8 protein-coding genes are annotated in these 20,381 nt (G+C 42.9%); all 8 read left to right on the forward strand.

Annotated features, from left to right (window positions below):
- Positions 1–25: 25 nt before the first annotated feature.
- The 8 genes from ACMUMK_RS14170 (at position 26) to ACMUMK_RS14205 (ending at position 20,220) form a co-directional block, all read left to right on the forward strand.
- Positions 26–646, forward strand: coding sequence for a hypothetical protein (locus ACMUMK_RS14170; RefSeq protein WP_414701801.1), 621 nt, complete (start codon positions 26–28; stop codon positions 644–646).
- Positions 647–875: 229 nt separating this feature from the next.
- Entirely contained in the window at positions 876–11,852 is a 10,977-nt protein-coding gene (locus ACMUMK_RS14175) for a tandem-95 repeat protein (protein ID WP_414701802.1), read from the forward strand.
- A gap of 94 nt (positions 11,853–11,946) precedes the next feature.
- Positions 11,947–14,121: a type I secretion system permease/ATPase gene (locus ACMUMK_RS14180; RefSeq protein WP_414701803.1), complete on the forward strand. Its 2,175-nt coding sequence runs from the start codon at positions 11,947–11,949 to the stop codon at positions 14,119–14,121.
- Positions 14,118–15,491: an HlyD family type I secretion periplasmic adaptor subunit gene (locus tag ACMUMK_RS14185; protein WP_414701804.1), complete on the forward strand. Its 1,374-nt coding sequence runs from the start codon at positions 14,118–14,120 to the stop codon at positions 15,489–15,491. Before ACMUMK_RS14180 ends, ACMUMK_RS14185 begins: the two co-directional genes overlap by 4 nt.
- A gap of 59 nt (positions 15,492–15,550) precedes the next feature.
- The gene (locus ACMUMK_RS14190; RefSeq protein ID WP_414701805.1) at positions 15,551–16,936 is read left to right on the forward strand and encodes a TolC family outer membrane protein; all 1,386 of its coding nucleotides are present in this window, start codon (positions 15,551–15,553) and stop codon (positions 16,934–16,936) included.
- A complete protein-coding gene (locus ACMUMK_RS14195; protein WP_414701806.1) occupies positions 16,929–17,567 on the forward strand; it encodes an OmpA family protein in 639 nt (212 codons plus the stop codon). The genes ACMUMK_RS14190 and ACMUMK_RS14195 overlap by 8 nt, the downstream gene beginning before the upstream one ends.
- Positions 17,568–17,582: 15 nt before the next feature.
- Positions 17,583–18,293, forward strand: a complete 711-nt coding sequence (locus ACMUMK_RS14200; RefSeq protein ID WP_414701807.1) for a transglutaminase-like cysteine peptidase — start codon at positions 17,583–17,585, stop codon at positions 18,291–18,293.
- Positions 18,294–18,297: 4 nt separating this feature from the next.
- Positions 18,298–20,220 carry an EAL domain-containing protein gene (locus tag ACMUMK_RS14205; protein WP_414701808.1) on the forward strand — a complete coding sequence of 641 codons (1,923 nt, stop codon included), beginning with the start codon at positions 18,298–18,300 and terminating at the stop codon, positions 20,218–20,220.
- Positions 20,221–20,381: the final 161 nt, after the last annotated feature.

The raw sequence follows: 20,381 nt of genomic DNA on the forward strand, positions 1-20,381 counted from the left end.
AAATGGGTTTTAGTTGGAGAGCTTTATGACAAACAAATTTTCAAAAGTAATGTTAGCTGCTTTATTAGCCGTGGGGTTAATAGGTCAAGCTAGCGCGATAGTAATACCAACTTCCTATTTTGTTGAAGGCGAATCTTATACTGATGAATCAGGGAATTTATGGGAATACGTTGGCTTTTTTGATTTAGCCGACGGACCAAGCTTTTCATCTCTTCCTACAATTTATACAGGCCAAACAGCGGCGGTAGAGGCTTTGGGACTTAGTGGTGCATCAGATGATTATGCAATTTCAGCTTTTAATTTTGATACAACTACACAAGGTGTTCTTACCGAAACAGAATATGAAACTCAAGAAGCCTTTGCAGCTATGTTTGGAGTTTCTTTTTTTGAAGTTAACTTCACCTCTTGGTACGACATTTTTTCGGGTTCGATAGAAATAAAAGATCAAGATTACTTGCTAGATGCAAACGGTGATGGAATTTACGATGCAAGCCAAGATGCGTCGGCATATGTTAACGATCGTGCCACAGAAGATACTTATATTAATTATGTTTTTAAACAAGCAACTGAAGTATCTGCGCCATCTACTTTAGCTATCTTTTCAATAGCGATTTTTGGTTTGCTCGCACGACGTTTTAAAAATTAATTCATACAAGAGCAGTTCAAACAGATTGGGCTGCTTTTTACTCGTTCACTTTTAATCCCTTAGTATAAAAAAATATACCTTTTTCAAGGTGAAACTTCCTATTTTTAATGATTCCTTCCCTGTAATTTTGTTATTGTTATCTTTATAAATGACAAAATTTCTAACTTAATATTCAGTGACTTAAACTAGTTGAATTGATAGTTAGCGAAAATTATTGGGGATATCATCCATGAAAAACTACACCACCGAGCAAAGTGCAAAGGTTGTTGATGTTAGCGGGCTAGTCTTGTCGGGACTGTCTAAAGACTCAATATTAAAAAGTGGTGATAGTATTGCTCCTAATACTTTGTTAACTCTCAATGATGATAGCCTGATTACCCTCGTTTACGAAAATGGTACTGAATTGCTTTTAGAGGGTAATTCTTCTGATGATTCAATTACATTCCAACAATTAGATGATGAGGGTTCTGACTCTTCCAGTATACAAGATTCGGGTTTAGGAACAGCAACTTCTGATGACCTTGAAGATATAGATGCCATCCAGGCTTTAATTGAGTCTGGTGAGGAAATTGACGTTCCTGATACGGCTGCAGGTGCTCCTGTTGCTAATGAAGGGACAGGGTTTGTTTCTATTGATAGGACGGGAAATGAACTTTTAGCTGGTGCTGGCTATGATACTGGTGAGATTGCCCCCACATCTTTTATACCTGACAACTTTAATCCTCTAGGGTTTGTTAATCAGCCTACTATAACCCAAAGTGATGTGAACTCTATAGAGGAAGGCAGCCTTGCAATTGGCAATGTCCTTGAAAACGATAGTGATCCTGATGATACATTAAGCATTCAGTTTTTTGTTATTGATGGGGACACTACTAACTATTTACCAGGTGAAACAGCGATTGTTGAAGATGGTACCTTAGTTATAAATTCTGATGGTAGTTACACTTTTACGCCTGCAGACGATTGGACCGGTGAACTTCCTGATATTACATACACTACTAATACAGGTGCTTCGGAAACCTTATCTATAACTGTTACCCCAATTTCTGAATTGATTGACGCCGACGAGTCTGTAACCACTGCCGAAGATACCACGATAAATGGCAGTGTATTGACTAACGCTTCAAGCGCAGATGGTACGCCAGTAGTCGCTTCGTTTGAAATCAACGGCGATACTTATATTGCAGGCGAGACAGCTGTGATCACAGAAGGCTCATTAACTCTAAACAGCGATGGCAGTTACAGCTTTGTACCGGCAGATAACTTCAACGGTGCAGTACCAGCAATAAGCTATACAGTAACCGACGGAGTGAATACCGACACATCCACCTTAAGTATTGAAGTCACGCCAGTATCTGACTTAATAGATGCAGACGAAGTGGTAACCACTGCAGAAGACACCACGATAAATGGCAGTGTATTGACTAACGCCTCTAGTGCCGATGGCACGCCAGTGGTCGCCTCGTTTGAAATTAACGGTGATACCTATGTTGCAGGCGAGACGGCTGTGATCACCGAAGGCTCATTAACTCTAAACAGTGATGGTAGCTATAGCTTTGTGCCGGCTGATAACTTCAATGGTGTAGTACCCGCAATAAGCTATACAGTAACCGATGGAATAAATACCGACACGTCGACGTTAAGCATTGAAGTGACATCCGTATCCGATTTAGTCGATGCCGACGAAGTGGTAACCACTGCAGAAGATACCACGATAAACGGCAGTGTATTAACCAATGCTTCAAGTGCTGATGGTACGCCAGTGGTCGCCTCGTTTGAAATTAACGGTGATACCTATGTTGCAGGCGAGACGGCTGTGATCACCGAAGGCTCATTAACTCTAAACAGTGATGGTAGCTATAGCTTTGTGCCGGCAGATAATTTTAATGGTGCGGTGCCAGCTATCAGCTATACAGTAACCGATGGAGTGAATACCGATACTTCCACCTTAAGCATTGAAGTGACGCCAGTATCCGACTTAGTCGATGCCGACGAAGTGGTAACTACAGCAGAAGATACCACAATAAATGGCAGTGTATTGACTAACGCCTCTAGTGCTGATGGCTCACCAGTTATCGCCTCGTTTGAAATTAATGGTGATACCTATTTAGCGGGCGAAACTGCAGTTCTGACAGAGGGTAGCCTGACTTTAAACAGCGATGGTAGTTACAGCTTTGTGCCAGCCGATAACTTCAACGGTGCAGTGCCTGCAATAAGCTATACCGTAACCGATGGAATAAATACCGACACGTCTACGTTAAGCATTGAAGTCACGCCAGTATCAGACTTGGTTGATGCCGACGAAGTGGTAACCACTGCAGAAGACACCACGATAAACGGCAGTGTATTAACCAATGCATCCAGTGCTGATGGTACGCCAGTAGTCGCTTCGTTTGAAATTAACGGTGATACTTTTGTCGCGGGCGAGACGGCAGTTCTGACAGAGGGTAGCCTAACTTTAAACAACGATGGCAGCTATAGCTTTGTGCCGGCAGATAATTTTAATGGTGCGGTGCCAGCTATCAGCTATACAGTAACCGATGGAGTGAATACCGATACTTCCACCTTAAGCATTGAAGTGACGCCAGTATCTGATTTGGTCGATGCCGACGAAGTGGTAATCACTGCAGAAGATACCACAATAAACGGCAGTGTATTAACCAATGCATCCAGCGCTGATGGTACGCCAGTAGTCGCTTCGTTTGAAATTAACGGTGATACCTATGTCGCGGGCGAGACGGCTGTGATCACTGAAGGTAGCCTGACTTTAAATAGCGATGGTAGCTATAGCTTTGTGCCGGCTGCTAACTTCAACGGTGCGGTGCCAGCAATCAGCTATACCGTCTCAGACGGAGTGAATACCGACACTTCTACCTTAAGCATTGAAGTGACGCCAGTATCAGACTTAGTCGATGCCGACGAGTCTGTCACCACTGCCGAAGATACCACAATAAATGGCAGTGTATTAACCAATGCATCCAGCGCAGATGGCACGCCAGTGGTAAGTACGTTTGAAATCAACGGTGATACCTATGTCGCGGGTGAGACGGCTGTGATCACTGAAGGCTCAATTACTTTTAACAGCGATGGCAGCTATAGTTTTGTGCCGGCAGATAATTTTAATGGTGCAGTACCAGCTATCAGCTATACCGTTTCAGACGGTGTGAATACCGACACTTCTACTTTAAGCATTGAAGTCACGCCAGTATCAGACTTAGTCGATGCCGACGAAGTGGTAACCACTGCCGAAGATACCACGATAAATGGCAGTGTATTAACCAATGCATCAAGCGCAGATGGCACGCCGGTTGTGAGCACCTTTGAAATCAACGGTGATACCTATGTCGCGGGCGAGACGGCTGTATTAACCGAAGGCTCATTAACTCTAAACAGCGATGGCAGCTACAGCTTTGTGCCTGCAGATAACTTCAACGGTGCGGTGCCTGCAATAAGCTATACAGTAACCGACGGAGTGAATACCGACACTTCTACCTTAAGCATTGAAGTCACGCCAGTATCTGATTTAGTAGATGCAGATGAAGTGGTAACCACTGCAGAAGACACCACAATAAACGGCAGTGTATTAACCAATGCATCAAGCGCTGATGGTACGCCAGTGGTGAGCACCTTTGAAATCAATGGTGATATTTACGTAGCTGGCGAGACAGCTGTGATCACCGAAGGCTCATTAACTCTTAACAGTGATGGCAGCTATAGCTTTGTACCTGCAGATAACTTCAATGGTGCAGTACCAGCAATAAGCTATACCGTCTCGGACGGAGTGAATACCGACACGTCTACTTTAAGTATTGAAGTCACGCCAGTATCTGACTTAATAGATGCAGATGAAGTGGTAACCACTGCAGAAGATACCACAATAAATGGCAGTGTATTAACCAATGCTTCAAGCGCAGATGGCACGCCAGTAGTCGCTTCGTTTGAAATTAACGGTGATACTTACGTAGCTGGTGAGACAGCTGTGATCACCGAAGGTAGTCTGACCTTAAACAGCGATGGCAGTTACAGCTTTGTACCGGCAGATAATTTTAATGGTGCGGTGCCAGCTATCAGCTATACCGTAACCGATGGAGTGAATACCGATACTTCCACCTTAAGCATTGAAGTCACGCCAGTATCAGACTTGGTAGACGCAGATGAGTCTGTCACCACTGCAGAAGACACCACGATAAATGGCAGTGTATTGACTAACGCCTCTAGTGCTGATGGCTCACCAGTTATCGCTTCGTTTGAAATTAACGGTGATACTTTTGTCGCGGGCGAGACGGCAGTTCTGACAGAGGGTAGCCTAACTTTAAACAACGATGGCAGCTATAGCTTTGTTCCTGCAGATAACTTTAACGGTGCAGTGCCTGCAATAAGCTATACCGTCTCGGACGGAGTGAATATCGATACATCAACCTTAAGCATTGAAGTCACGCCAGTATCCGATTTAGTCGATGCCGACGAAGTGGTAACCACTGCCGAAGACACCACGATAAACGGCAGTGTATTAACCAATGCATCCAGTGCTGATGGTACGCCAGTGGTCGCCTCGTTTGAAATTAACGGTGATACTTACGTAGCGGGCGAGACAGCTGTGATCACAGAAGGCTCATTAACTCTAAACAGTGATGGCAGCTATAGTTTTGTGCCGGCAGATAACTTCAACGGTGCAGTGCCAGCAATAAGCTATACAGTAACCGATGGGGTCAATACCGACACATCAACCTTAAGCATTGAAGTCACGCCAGTATCTGATTTGGTCGATGCTGATGAAGTGGTAACCACTGCAGAAGATACCACAATAAATGGCAGTGTATTAACCAATGCATCCAGTGCTGATGGCACGCCAGTAGTAAGCACCTTTGAAATCAACGGCGATACTTATGTTGCAGGCGAGACAGCTGTGATCACCGAAGGCTCAATTACTTTAAACAGTGATGGCAGTTACAGCTTTGTACCTGCAGATAACTTCAACGGTGCAGTACCAGCAATAAGCTATACCGTAACCGATGGAGTGAATACCAACACTTCCACCTTAAGCATTGAAGTCACGCCAGTATCCGACTTAATAGATGCAGATGAAGTGGTAAGCACTGCCGAAGACACCACGATAAATGGCAGTGTATTAACTAACGCCTCTAGTGCCGATGGCACGCCAGTTATCGCCTCATTTGAAATTAACGGTGATACTTTTGTCGCGGGCGAGACGGCTGTGATCACTGAAGGCTCAATTACTTTAAACAGTGATGGCAGCTACAGCTTTGTGCCTGCCGATAACTTCAATGGTGCTGTGCCGGCAATAAGCTATACCATATCCGATGGAATAAACACCGACACGTCCACCTTAAGCATTGAAGTCACGCCAGTATCAGATTTAGTAGATGCAGATGAGTCTGTCACCACTGCAGAAGATACCACGATAAACGGCAGTGTATTAACCAACGCATCCAGCGCAGATGGCACGCCAGTAGTCGCTTCGTTTGAAATTAACGGTGATACTTTTGTCGCGGGCGAGACGGCTGTGATCACCGAAGGTAGCCTGACCTTAAACAGTGATGGCAGCTATAGCTTTGTGCCGGCCGATAACTTCAATGGTACGGTACCAGCAATAAGCTATACAGTAACCGACGGTATCAACACCAACACGTCCACCTTAAGCATTGAAGTGACGCCAGTATCCGATTTAGTCGATGCAGATGAGTCTGTCACCACAGCAGAAGACACCACAATAAATGGCAGTGTGTTGACTAACGCATCGAGTGCTGATGGTACGCCAGTTATCGCCTCATTTGAAATTAACGGTGATACTTTTGTCGCGGGCGAGACGGCTGTGATCACTGAAGGCTCAATTACTTTAAACAGTGATGGCAGCTATAGCTTTGTGCCGGCAGATAATTTTAATGGTGCGGTGCCAGCTATAAGCTATACAGTAACCGATGGGGTCAATACCGACACATCAACCTTAAGCATTGAAGTCACGCCAGTATCAGATTTAGTAGATGCAGATGAGTCTGTCACCACTGCAGAAGATACCACGATAAACGGCAGTGTATTAACCAACGCATCCAGCGCAGATGGCACGCCAGTGGTAAGTACGTTTGAAATCAACGGTGATACCTTTATCGCGGGTGAAACTGCAGTATTAACCGAAGGCTCAATTACCTTAAATAGCGATGGCAGCTATAGCTTTGTGCCGGCAGATAATTTTAATGGTGCGGTGCCAGCAATAAGCTATACCGTCTCGGACGGAATAAATACCGACACGTCTACGTTAAGCATTGAAGTGACACCCGTATCCGACTTGGTCGATGCAGACGAAGTGGTAACCACTGCCGAAGATACCACAATAAATGGCAGTGTATTAACTAACGCCTCTAGTGCTGATGGCACGCCAGTTGTGAGCACCTTTGAAATCAACGGCGATACTTATGTTGCAGGCGAGACAGCGGTCTTAACCGAAGGCTCATTAACTTTAAATAGCGATGGTAGTTACAGCTTTGTGCCGGCAGATAACTTCAACGGTGCTGTGCCAGCTATCAGCTATACAGTAACCGACGGTATCAACACCGACACGTCTACTTTAAGTATTGAAGTCACGCCAGTATCTGACTTAATAGATGCAGATGAAGTGGTAACCACTGCAGAAGATACCACAATAAATGGCAGTGTATTAACTAACGCCTCTAGCGCAGATGGCAGGCCAGCTATCGCCTCGTTTGAAATCAACGGTGATACCTATGTCGCGGGCGAGACGGCAGTTCTGACAGAAGGCTCATTAACTCTAAACAGTGATGGCAGCTATAGTTTTGTGCCGGCTGCTAACTTCAACGGTGCGGTGCCAGCTATCAGCTATACAGTAACCGACGGTATCAACACCAACACGTCCACCTTAAGCATTGAAGTGACACCCGTATCCGATTTAGTCGATGCCGACGAAGTGGTAACTACAGCAGAAGACACCACGATAAACGGCAGTGTATTGACTAACGCCTCTAGTGCTGATGGCTCACCAGTTATCGCTTCGTTTGAAATTAACGGTGATACTTTTGTCGCGGGCGAGACGGCAGTTCTGACAGAGGGTAGCCTAACTTTAAACAACGATGGCAGCTATAGCTTTGTTCCTGCAGATAACTTTAACGGTGCAGTGCCTGCAATAAGCTATACCGTCTCGGACGGAGTGAATATCGATACATCAACCTTAAGCATTGAAGTCACGCCAGTATCCGATTTAGTCGATGCCGACGAAGTGGTAACCACTGCAGAAGACACCACGATAAACGGCAGTGTATTAACCAATGCATCCAGTGCTGATGGCACGCCAGTAGTAAGCACCTTTGAAATCAACGGCGATACTTATGTTGCAGGCGAGACAGCTGTGATCACCGAAGGCTCAATTACATTAAATAGCGATGGCAGCTATAGCTTTGTGCCGGCTGCTAACTTCAACGGTGCGGTGCCAGCAATCAGCTATACCGTCTCAGACGGAGTGAATACCGACACATCAACCTTAAGCATTGAAGTGACACCCGTATCCGACTTAGTCGATGCCGACGAAGTGGTAACCACTGCCGAAGACACCACGATAAACGGCAGTGTATTAACCAATGCATCCAGTGCTGATGGCACGCCAGTAGTCGCTTCGTTTGAAATTAACGGTGATACCTATGTCGCGGGCGAGACGGCTGTGATCACTGAAGGTAGCCTGACTTTAAATAGCGATGGTAGCTATAGTTTTGTACCTGCAGATAACTTCAACGGTGCGGTGCCTGCAATAAGCTATACCGTAACCGATGGGGTCAATACCGACACATCAACCTTAAGCATTGAAGTCACGCCAGTATCTGATTTGGTCGATGCTGATGAAGTGGTAACCACTGCAGAAGATACCACAATAAATGGCAGTGTATTAACCAATGCATCAAGCGCAGATGGCACGCCAGTGGTAAGTACGTTTGAAATCAACGGTGATACCTTTATCGCTGGTGAAACTGCAGTATTAACCGAAGGCTCAATTACATTAAATAGCGATGGCAGCTATAGCTTTGTGCCGGCAGATAATTTTAATGGTGCGGTGCCAGCTATCAGCTATACAGTAACCGATGGAGTAAATACCGACACGTCCATCTTAAGCATTGAAGTGACACCCGTATCCGATTTAGTCGATGCCGACGAAGTGGTAACCACTGCCGAAGACACCACGATAAACGGCAGTGTATTAACCAATGCATCCAGTGCTGATGGCACGCCAGTAGTCGCTTCGTTTGAAATTAACGGTGATACCTATGTCGCGGGCGAGACGGCTGTGATCACTGAGGGTAGCCTGACCTTAAACAGCGATGGCAGCTATAGCTTTGTGCCGGCAGATAACTTCAACGGTGCGGTACCTGCAATAAGCTATACAGTAACCGACGGAGTGAATACCGATACATCAACGTTAAGTATTGAAGTCACACCCGTATCCGATTTAATCGATGCAGACGAAGTGGTAACTACAGCAGAAGACACCACGATAAACGGCAGTGTATTAACTAACGCTTCAAGCGCAGATGGCACGCCAGTAGTCGCTTCGTTTGAAATTAACGGTGATACTTATGTAGCGGGCGAGACAGCTGTGATCACCGAAGGTAGCCTGACCTTAAACAGCGATGGCAGCTATAGCTTTGTGCCGGCAGATAACTTCAACGGTGCAGTGCCTGCAATAAGCTATACAGTAACCGACGGAGTGAATACCGATACGTCCACCTTAAACATTGAAGTGACACCCGTATCTGATTTAGTTGATGCAGATGAAGTGGTAACTACAGCAGAAGATACCACAATAAACGGCAGTGTATTGACCAATGCTTCCAGCGCTGATGGTACGCCAGTGGTAAGTACGTTTGAAATCAACGGCGATACCTATGTAGCAGGTGAGACGGCTGTGATCACTGAAGGCTCAATTACTTTAAACAGTGATGGTAGTTACAGCTTTGTGCCAGCCGATAACTTCAACGGTGCGGTACCAGCTATCAGCTATACAGTAACCGACGGAATAAATACCGATACGTCCACCTTAAGCATTGAAGTCACGCCAGTATCCGACTTAGTAGACGCCGACGAGTCTGTCACCACTGCAGAAGATACCACGATAAATGGCAGTGTATTGACTAACGCTTCAAGTGCCGATGGAACGCCAGTTATCGCCTCATTTGAAATTAACGGTGACACTTATGTAGCGGGTGAGACGGCTGTGATCACTGAAGGCTCATTCACTCTAAACAGTGATGGCAGTTACAGCTTTGTTCCTGCAGATAACTTCAATGGTGCGGTACCAGCAATAAGCTATACAGTAACCGACGGAATAAATACCGACACGTCTACGTTAAGCATTGAAGTGACACCCGTATCCGATTTAGTCGATGCCGACGAAGTGGTAACCACTGCCGAAGATACCACGATAAACGGCAGTGTATTAACCAATGCTTCAAGTGCAGATGGCACGCCGGTTGTGAGCACTTTTGAAATCAATGGCGACACCTTTATCGCAGGTGAGACGGCTGTGATCACTGAAGGCTCATTAACTCTAAATAGTGATGGTAGTTATAGTTTTGTGCCTGCAGATAACTTCAATGGTGCAGTACCAGCAATAAGCTATACAGTAACAGACGGTGTGAATACCGATACTTCCACCTTAAGCATTGAAGTCACGCCAGTATCCGACTTAGTCGATGCCGACGAGTATGTCACCACTGCAGAAGATACCACGATAAATGGCAGTGTTTTGACTAACGCCTCTAGTGCAGATGGTACGACGGTTGTGAGCACCTTTGAAATCAACGGTGATATTTATGTTGCAGGCGAGACGGCAGTTTTGACAGAAGGCTCATTCACTCTAAACAGTGATGGTAGTTACAGCTTTGTGCCTGCCGATAACTTCAACGGTGCTGTGCCAGCTATAAGCTATACAGTAACCGATGGGGTCAATACCGACATTTCTACATTGACTATTGAAGTAACTCCAGTAAATGATTTACCAACAGCGGAAGATGATAGCTTTACTCTTTCTGAAAACTCCAGTGTGTCTGGTAATGTGATTACGCACAATGATGGAGATGGCCTGGTTGATTCAGATCTTGTGGAAGGTGATGACTTATATGTAACCCAAGTTAACGGAATTGATTTGAATTTTGATGCGGTCACAGGCTTTGCGACTTTTACTGTTATAGATGGTGTCTTAAATGCTATTACAGCCGCAGAGATTTTATTACTTGATGATTCTACATTTAACGGTACGACCGATAATGGGATTTTACAGATCAATGAAAATGGTGACTTTACCTACGAAAACAAAGGTTTTCTTGAAGATTCAACCGCTCCTTCATTTACTTATACTTTGAGTGATGGCACCGATGAGGCGACAGCTAATGTCACCATTAATGTTGAAACTAATAGCCCAATAGCTGTTGATGATGAAAACTATATTTCATTAGTTGAAGCTTTTGGTTCTGGACTTGCATTTGCTAGTGCCGTAAGAGGCAACGTGGTTTCAAAAGGAAGCTCTGGTGATGGTGAAGATACATCTGAAGACGGTTTTGCTCCATCCATACTGACTCAGGTTATGTTTGGTAGTGATGTATATATTTTTACTGACTCTACAACTTCATATTCTATTGCTACCGACTATGGTACGTTGACAATTGATAATACCGGTGAATATCAATTTAGTACTCCATTTGGAATGCCACTACCAAATGAAGATTTGAGTTTAGAGTTTACTTACTCAATTCAAGACGGTGATGATATCAATGCCGAAATTGATTCAGCCATATTAACTATTAATATAGATACGCCATCAGACGATACTGTTACAACTCGTAGTATGAGCTTTAGTAGTTTCAGTGAAACACTAGATACTGAGTACACAGCTGAATCTGATAGCGATAGCAAAACCTCTTCAATTTTAAGTGAAGATGATGATTTAAGTGGTATTTTGACTGAAACAAGTAGTGGTGCGCTTGAAACCTACCTTGATGATACGGATAAAGGGGCTGCAGAGAAATCCATTGTTTTAGAAGAATTAAGTTTAGAAAGTAGTAGCGAAGAAGAATTATCCTATACAACTGTTACTAATGGATTAGCTACGGATGGAGGGGTGATAATCAGTGATACGGCGGCACCTAATAGTAGTTCGGCAGCTGAATTAGACTCATCTGAATTCATATAGTAAGGTAAATTTCGCTTAATGGCCCATGTCTAACGTTTAGTTTACTAAGTTGTAGTCTTGGGCAATGTATTTGATCTAAGGATAATAAAACTCAGTGCAGTCTTCAGCTCAACCTAGTTCGCAGTGGACTATCAATGCTTCTCAGCGTTTAAACACAGATCCTTTATTGGACTGTTTAGTGCTTTTAACTGAACATTTTGGTGATCCCTGCTCCGCTGAAGCTTTAACGGCAGGGCTACCTGTTACCGCTACGCATTTGACACCCGAGCTTTTTCCTCAAGCAGCCTCTAGAGCAGGACTTAGTGCTAAATTAGCCCGCAAGGGTTTAAATGAGCTACCATCCATGCTGTTACCCTGCGTCTTGATGCTGAAGGATAAACAGGCCTGTGTCTTACAAGAACTGGATTTAGAAAAAAATAAAGCCATTGTAACTTTGCCCGAAACCGGTGGAGAAGAGCAGCTCACAATTGAAGAGTTGGAGTCGAGTTTTGTTGGCTATTTATTTCTGATAAAGCAGCAATATCGCGGCGATAGAAACTTTGATGTATACATCAACGATTCTAAAAAACATTGGTTATGGCAGCACATTCAAAGAGCAACACCTATATATAGAGACGTTATTATTGCCTCTATTATGGTGAATATATTCGCTTTAGTGTCGCCTCTTTTTGTAATGAATATATATGACAAAGTAGTACCCAACCTGGCTTTTGAGTCATTGTGGGTGTTAGCGATTGGAGCTGGGATCGCCTATATTTTTGATTTTGTGTTAAAACAGCTACGTGGTTATTTGATTGATGTTGCAGGAAAAAAGGTAGACATAGAAGTTTCTTCAAAACTGTTCGCTAAAGTCATCGGAATTCCATTAGAAAGACGCTCTCCTAGTATTGGGGGGATGGCCAAGCAAATTAGTGAGTTTGATAATGTTAGGGAGTTCTTTTCATCGGCTACAATTACAGCTTTAGTTGACCTACCTTTTGCTCTGTTGTTCATGTTTTGTATTTGGCTTGTGGCCGGAGACTTAGTTTTGTTTCCTATTATTGCCTCTATATTGATCATTGGATACACAGTATTCACACAGCCCAAGCTTCGCGCTGCCATTGAAGAAAGTAACAAGTTTTCTAGTTTACGGCATGGGCATTTGATTGAATGTTTAGGGGCCTTAGAGTCTATCAAAGCCAACGGTGCTGAAGGCGTAGTTCAAAATGCTTGGCAACAAATGATAGGCCACACCTCTAATTGGTTGCTCAAGTCTAAAATGATTACTAATTCGGTGATCAATTTTGCTGGTTTTATGGTGCAAATTTCAATTGTAGCCGTGGTGGTATTAGGTGTTTATCGTGTTTCCGATAATTTAATTTCTATGGGCGGAATCATTGCTGCAGTGATGTTAACTGGCCGAGCAATATCACCTATCGCAAAACTTGCTGGTTTGATGACTCGCTCTAATCAAACTATCAGTGCACTAAGACAGCTAGATAATCTTATGACCCAAGAAGGGGAGTTTGAGGATAAGGCTCACTTAGCCAACAGGCCCAATTTATCCGGCAATATCTATGCTGAAAATATAAGTTTTAGCTACCCTAATACCCAAAAAACTGTGTTAAACCCTATGTCTATTAAAATTAAGCAGGGTGAAAAAGTCGCTATTGTGGGTCGCAACGGCTCCGGAAAAACCACATTAGCCAAATTGCTATTGGGTTTGTACCAGCCAACCGAAGGTAACATTCAGTTTGACGGTTTAAATCATAATCAGATACACCCAAGTGATTTACGCCGAAATATTGGCTACTTACCCCAAGACATTACTCTGTTCCATGGCACCATACGTGACAACATTTTATTTGGAACACGGCAGGTTACCGAATACCAGCTAATTAGGGCAGTACAGTTATCAGGTGTTAGTAATTTTACTGATCATAATAGCCAAGGGCTTGACCAACAAGTAGGTGAAAACGGTAGCACACTATCCCGAGGTCAACGTCAATCAATAGCACTGGCTAGGGCTATTTTAAATACCCCCCGGATATTGTTGTTAGATGAACCTACTGCCAGCTTAGATGCCCGTGCCGAACAGCAGTTTATAAAATCAATCAGAGCAACTGCCACCGACCGTACGTTGCTGCTAATTACCCACAAAACAGAATTATTATCTCTAGTGGATAGAATTATTGTTTTAGAAAACGGCAAGTTAGTTGTCGATGGCCCCAAAGAAGTAGTGCTTAAACAACTTAAGGGCGGTAAAAACCAAGCTGAGGTTAAGCCATGAAAATTAGCCAACAAGATTTAGAAATGGCTGATGATGTATACGGCGCAATGTTAACCGAAGTGCCCAGTTTGCATCGCTTAATTATATGGTCATTGGCTGGCTTTATGATGAGCTTTATCATTTGGGCTTATTTTTCTGAACTCGATCAGGTCACCTCAGGTGAAGGTAAAATCATTCCATCATCTCAGGTGCAAATCATTCAAAGTTTAGATGGCGGGGTATTGCAACAGTGGTATGTTCAAGAAGGGATGCAAGTAACTAAAGATCAGCCTATAGCCAGAATAGACGACACCCGGTTTCGCTCAAACTTAGCAGAACAAAAACAAGAAGTAGATGGTTTACGTGCAAATATCATTCGTTTGAGAGCTGAACTATCTAGCATCTTGGTTGGCAGTAATGAGAACTGGAGACGCCAAATTGAAGTTAAAAAGAAGGTGCCAGTTTACCCTGATGATTTGAATGTAAATGCTGAGTTCATGGTGCAACAGCAACAAGAAGAATACTCAGGGCGTTTAGATAACCTCATCAATCAACTAGAGATACAAGGTCAACAAATACAGCAGCGAGAGCAAGAAGTTGCAGAACTAGAATCTAACGTTAATACCTTAAGTATTAGCTACAATCTGGCTAAAAAAGAACTCGCTTTAACTCGCCCTCTTGCTGAAAAGCAAATAGTATCAAAAATCGAACTATACAAACTTGAACGTAGCGTTAATGACCTTAAAGGTGAGCTAGATGGTGTGAGATTATTGGCTCCTAAATTAAGTTCTGCACTTCAAGAGGCGATTTTAAATCGCCGCGAGACTGCATTAACTTATAAAACCGAATTAAGAGCTGAGTTAAATGAGCTGCAAAACAAGTTATCGCGTATTAACGAATCTCAGGTAGGCGCGCAAGACAAGGTAACAAAAGCGTTAATTTTATCACCCGTTGTTGGTACTATTAAAACCATACATATTAATACCTTAGGTGGTGTTGTAAAGCCTGGTGAGACAATCGCTGAAATAGTACCAACCCAAGACAGATTAATGGTTGAGGCGAAAATTAAACCTAGTGATATAGGGTTTATTTACCCAGGTCTACCCGCCATAGTAAAAGTTACCGCATATGATTTTACAAGGTATGGTGGATTGACAGGTAAGGTTGAGCACATTAGTGCCGATACCAGTCAAGATGAAGACGGTAATCACTTTTATTTAATTCGGGTTCGCACGGATGCGTCAAGTATTACGAACAAGGATCAGGAGGCAATGCCGATAATACCTGGCATGATGACTAGTGTAGATGTTATTACAGGTAAGCGAACAATATTAGAGTATATTTTAAACCCTCTTCTACGAGCTAATGAAGCGGCGCTTCGTGAACGATAATTCGTTCAATACTAAAAACAACAATATATGGGACTTTCATGAATAGGGGAATATTCAGAATGCGTGTAAAAATAATTACATTATTGTTATGCCAAGCTATTTTGAACATTAATGGCTCGTATGCAGCGAGTCTAGAGCAAACTGTTGCTACTGCTTTAGATACCCACCCAGATATCCGCCAATCATTTGCTCGGTTTAAATCAAAAGAAGAGGATGTGGATCGTGCTACTGGTGGATATTTACCAACTATAGATATCACAGCAGGATATGGTTACGAATATACAGATACGCCAGCAAACCGCCTGACTAATTTTGGAGTCGACGACGGCACAACAGAGCTAAAGCGTGGTGAGTTTGGTGTTAGCTTAAGACAAATGTTGTTTGACGGCATGCTCACCAGAAGTGAAGTTAAGCGCACCAAATTTGAAGCTAGTGCGGAGCAATGGACCTTAATTAGTACAGCTGAAGATTTAGCCTTGTTTGTTAGCCAAGCCTATTTAAATTGCTTGAAAACAGAACAGCTAGTGGTTTTGTCTGAAAAAAATGTAGCCTCTCATCAAGATATTTACAACCAGATAAAAGAGCGTACAGATTCTGGTTTAGGCAGTATCGCAGACTTATCCCAAGTTACTGGGCGACTAGCACGTGCTCAATCTAATTTGATCTCAGCACGTAACAATTATCGCGACGCTCAAACTGAGTTCATTAGGCTCACAAACGTTCCACCTGATGATTTAGTCATGCCTGTACCAGATGCAGATATGTTACCTAAGGATAAAGCAAGCGGTTTGATATTCGCTCTAGAGCGACATCCAGTGATTAAGTCTGCACAACAAGATATCAAAGCTGCTAGAGCATACAGTGGTTCGGTTAAATCAAATTATTACCCCAAGTTTTACCTAGATTTAGAAGCGAATGCTGATAATAACCTAGCTGGAGAAGATGGCATCAGTTTGGCTGGTGTAGATGTTGGCGGCCATCGAAATGATGTAAGTGTCATGGTACGAATGGAATACAACCTCTATGCAGGAGGTAAAGACGCGGCCCTTGAGCGAAGTGCGGCTTATAAGACTATTGAAGCACAAGAGATAAACTACAGTGCTCATCGTCAAGTTACAGAAAGTTACGGCTTAGCATGGAATGCATATGAAATGCTGGGGCTACAAAAACAATATATTCAAACCCATGTTGAAACGTCAAAAGAAACCCAATCAGCTTACCTTCAACAGTTTACTTTGGGGCAACGAAATCTATTAGATTTATTAGATACAGAAAATGAGCTGTTTCAGGCTCGTCAAGATTACCTTGATGCGAACTTTGATGAGCTAGGAGCTAGGTACAGATTGTTAAATGCGACAGGGCAATTACTTGATTCATTAAGGGTAACTCGTTCAGATAAATGGCAAGGAAAGCTCGACTATGACGAAGGAGTTGAATATGAATAAGTGGCTAGCTGTTAGGTCAATCATCAGCCTGAAAAAAGCAATAATGCTCATGACTCTTGGGACATTAAGTGCATGTACAAGTAATCAAATTATCACCCTAGAGCCAAGTGTAAAACAGTTAAAAGACTTAAACGATCATGATCGTGATGGTGTGATTGAAGCTCGTGAGCAATGCGCAGATACCATATTAGGCGCCACCATAGATAATTACGGATGTGGTACCCAGACAACATTTGTAGAGCCGATTAAAGTAGACGTTAAATTTGCTAATGACTCTTATCAAATCCCTATTTCTGGGTTACCGCAAATAGAAGAGTTAGCAAATATCCTTAAAGATAATATGGATCTGACAGTACTTATAGAAGGGCACACAAGTAAAGTAGGGAGTGCAGGGTACAACCAAGTTCTGTCAGAAAATCGTGCCAAAGAGATCAAGTTAGCTCTCGTTAATGAGTTCAATATTGATCCTGAGCGCATATCTTCTATAGGGTACTCATTCACTCGCCTTGCAGATACTTCAGGTACAGAAGCCGCCCATGCTACTAACCGCAGGATTATTGCAGAGCTGAGTAAAACTGTGAGTGTAAATGACATGATTTGGACAATTTACACTGTTGATCAAGTCCAATAAGTATTTGTGGATAACATGAGGGCCCGCGGTTTAATAACAGCAATGTTATCAAGCAAGTTAGTGGCTGTGTTATCCCTAAGTGTGGCCTGTGGCTCTGTACTTTATGCCGACTCAAAAAGTACACTAGATGGTCCAAAGATAGTCACCTCTTTGCATGAAACCTATGGAAAGCGCGCCGCTAAACGTGGGGAAGCTTGGCTTAAGTTAATGGCGTCAGACACAAGCTCATCTGACCAAGAAGCGTTAGAAAAAGTAAATCGTTTTTTTAATATGTTGCATTTTATTGATGATATCGATTTATGGGGTGAGAACAATTATTGGGCCACTCCGGTTGAGTTTATTGGCGCAAACGGTGGAGACTGTGAAGATTATTCAATTGCTAAGTATTTTTCGTTGTTGGAAATGGGGATAGCTGACGAAAAAATGAGGATCACTATGGTTAAAGCAGTAAACCTTAATCAATATCATATGGTCCTTGCCTATTATGCTACGCCAGCCTCTATTCCTGTCATATTGGACAACTTAGACGGTGAAATAAAACCAGCGACAAAACGCAATGACCTAATACCAATATTTAGTTTTAACGGTAGTCAGTTATGGCTAAACAAGGATAGAGGAAGCAGTGTTTCTAGTGGTAATTCTTCGCGCTTAACTAGATGGCGTGATTTACGCCAGCGCATAAATACGGCAAAACTCAAACAACCTAAGCTTAACCTGGAGTTTTAAAGCTATGACCTTATTTCGACAAATAAACTCGCTACTCTTCGGACTTTTTCTAATAGTCATGATCAGCTTAGTTTACTTCCAGTTTACTCAAGCCCGCGACTTTATGAACAGACAAATGGAGTCTGACCTTAATAACACCATGACGTCACTAGGGTTAATGTTACAACCTCATGTTGAAACCGGTGATTTAGTATCCGCAGAAACCCTAGTTAATGTCATATTTGAAGGCGGCTTTTACCGCCGAGTTACCTTAAAGTGGTTAGCTGACGGTAAAGAACAAACATGGGAAAACCCAGTCAAAATTGAAGGTGTTCCCCAGTGGCTAATTGACTTAGATGTATTTGGCGTGCAGAAAAAGCAAAGTACGATTACATCGGGTTGGATGCAATTGGCTACCCTTGAAGTAGAAGCTCACCCTGCCCTTGGATATCAACAATTATGGCGCGTGATGAATGATACTGTGATGATTTTATCCCTGTTGTTCATTCTGAGTGTTTTTATTATTCGTTTTAGGCTGAACCTCATTTTGAAGCCTCTCCATGATATAGCCAGACAAGCTAAAGAAATTGGTCAGCGTAAATTTGGCGAAGCCATAGATACACCCAAAACCTCTGAATTGAAGGATTTAGTCGATGCCGTTAATTCAATGTCTGGACAATTAAAACAAGTATTTACTTCATTAGATCAAGAAGTCAACGAGTTAAAATACGATAAGTTAGTCGACCAAGTTTCTACGCTTCCCAACCGTCAATATTTATCAGCGCAAATCAACAACTGGTTGAACGAGCCAGGATACGGTGCACTTATCTTAGCTAGCTTTGACTGGCTAGATGACATACATAGCAAGTACGGTTACCAAGGCCGAGATCAAATTATCAAGGTGTTATCAGCAAGGTTAAAAGAAGAGCTACCAGACATAGCTGAAGGGGTGATAGCGAGAATAACCAACACTGAGTTCGCGTTTTTACTTACCAAAGCCGAACATCATCAAGTTGAAACTTACTTGCAAACCTTGATAAGAATTATCAACCAAGAAATTACCAAAGCAGGTTGCATTGCCAATACTAGATTTTCTCTAGGGGTGAGCCAGAGGATTGCTGATATGCAACCTTCTGACCTGTTATCCCAATCTGATAACGCATTACAACAGGCTCGTAAAGAAGGCAAAGTCAGTCACTGGATAGATGCCGAGCAACCTCAGAAATTCAACAGGGAACAGTGGCGCTCAAAGCTCTTAGAAGCGATTAACAACAATGACTTCACCTTCCAGTGGCAAGCAGTCAACAACATGCAATCAGATGCCATTATGCAAAGAGAATTGTATTGCCGCTTAAATATTGAAGATAAAGTTATTAATGCTTCAGAATTTATGCCCTTCATTGAATTGCTATCCTTAGGTGGGCAACTCGATAGGTGTTTATTAGCAGCCATAGAGAAACAGAATTTCGTAAGCATAACGAACGAGCCTATTGCTATTAACTTAACCCATGACAGTCTTCAAGAACCAGATTTTGTCCCCTGGTTGCAAGAGTTTTTAAGCCGTTCTCAATATGCTTCTTTGATGTTGTTTGAAATTCCCGAGTCAGCCCTAATTGGCTCTTTTGAACAGTGTCATAAATTAGCTGAGGTTATTCGCTTAAATGGCGCCAAAATAGGGATAGATCACTGTGGCCGGCAAATGGGGTCACTGGATTATTTACAGAAAATACAGCCCCACTACATTAAATTGGATCAGTCTTTTGCTTTTTATGAAAAGTTAGATCATGGCAATGAAATGTGTAGAGCATTAGTTAACATAGCAAAAGGGCTGAATATTGAAGTCATTATCACGGGTATAGAAGATAAAGAGCAGTTACAGCACTTTACCTCTTTAAGAGTGGATGGCTATCAAGGTTATATATCGGCTCCAGAGGCGCCCATACTCTGATATGCGCTCATGTTGATGGAAATTTAATGACATCAATGGGGGAGAAGTTCCAAGTCACTGGATCCTGGATTTCTACCCCCGGTGCTGTAAACCATAAGCCTTGTTTTGTATTGCGCTTTTTAGGTCCTTTGCCTTAAGGCGTAAATGTTTTGAATTAGCTA

The organism is Paraglaciecola sp. 2405UD69-4 (assembly GCF_047525415.1).
Taxonomy (GTDB): domain Bacteria; phylum Pseudomonadota; class Gammaproteobacteria; order Enterobacterales; family Alteromonadaceae; genus Paraglaciecola.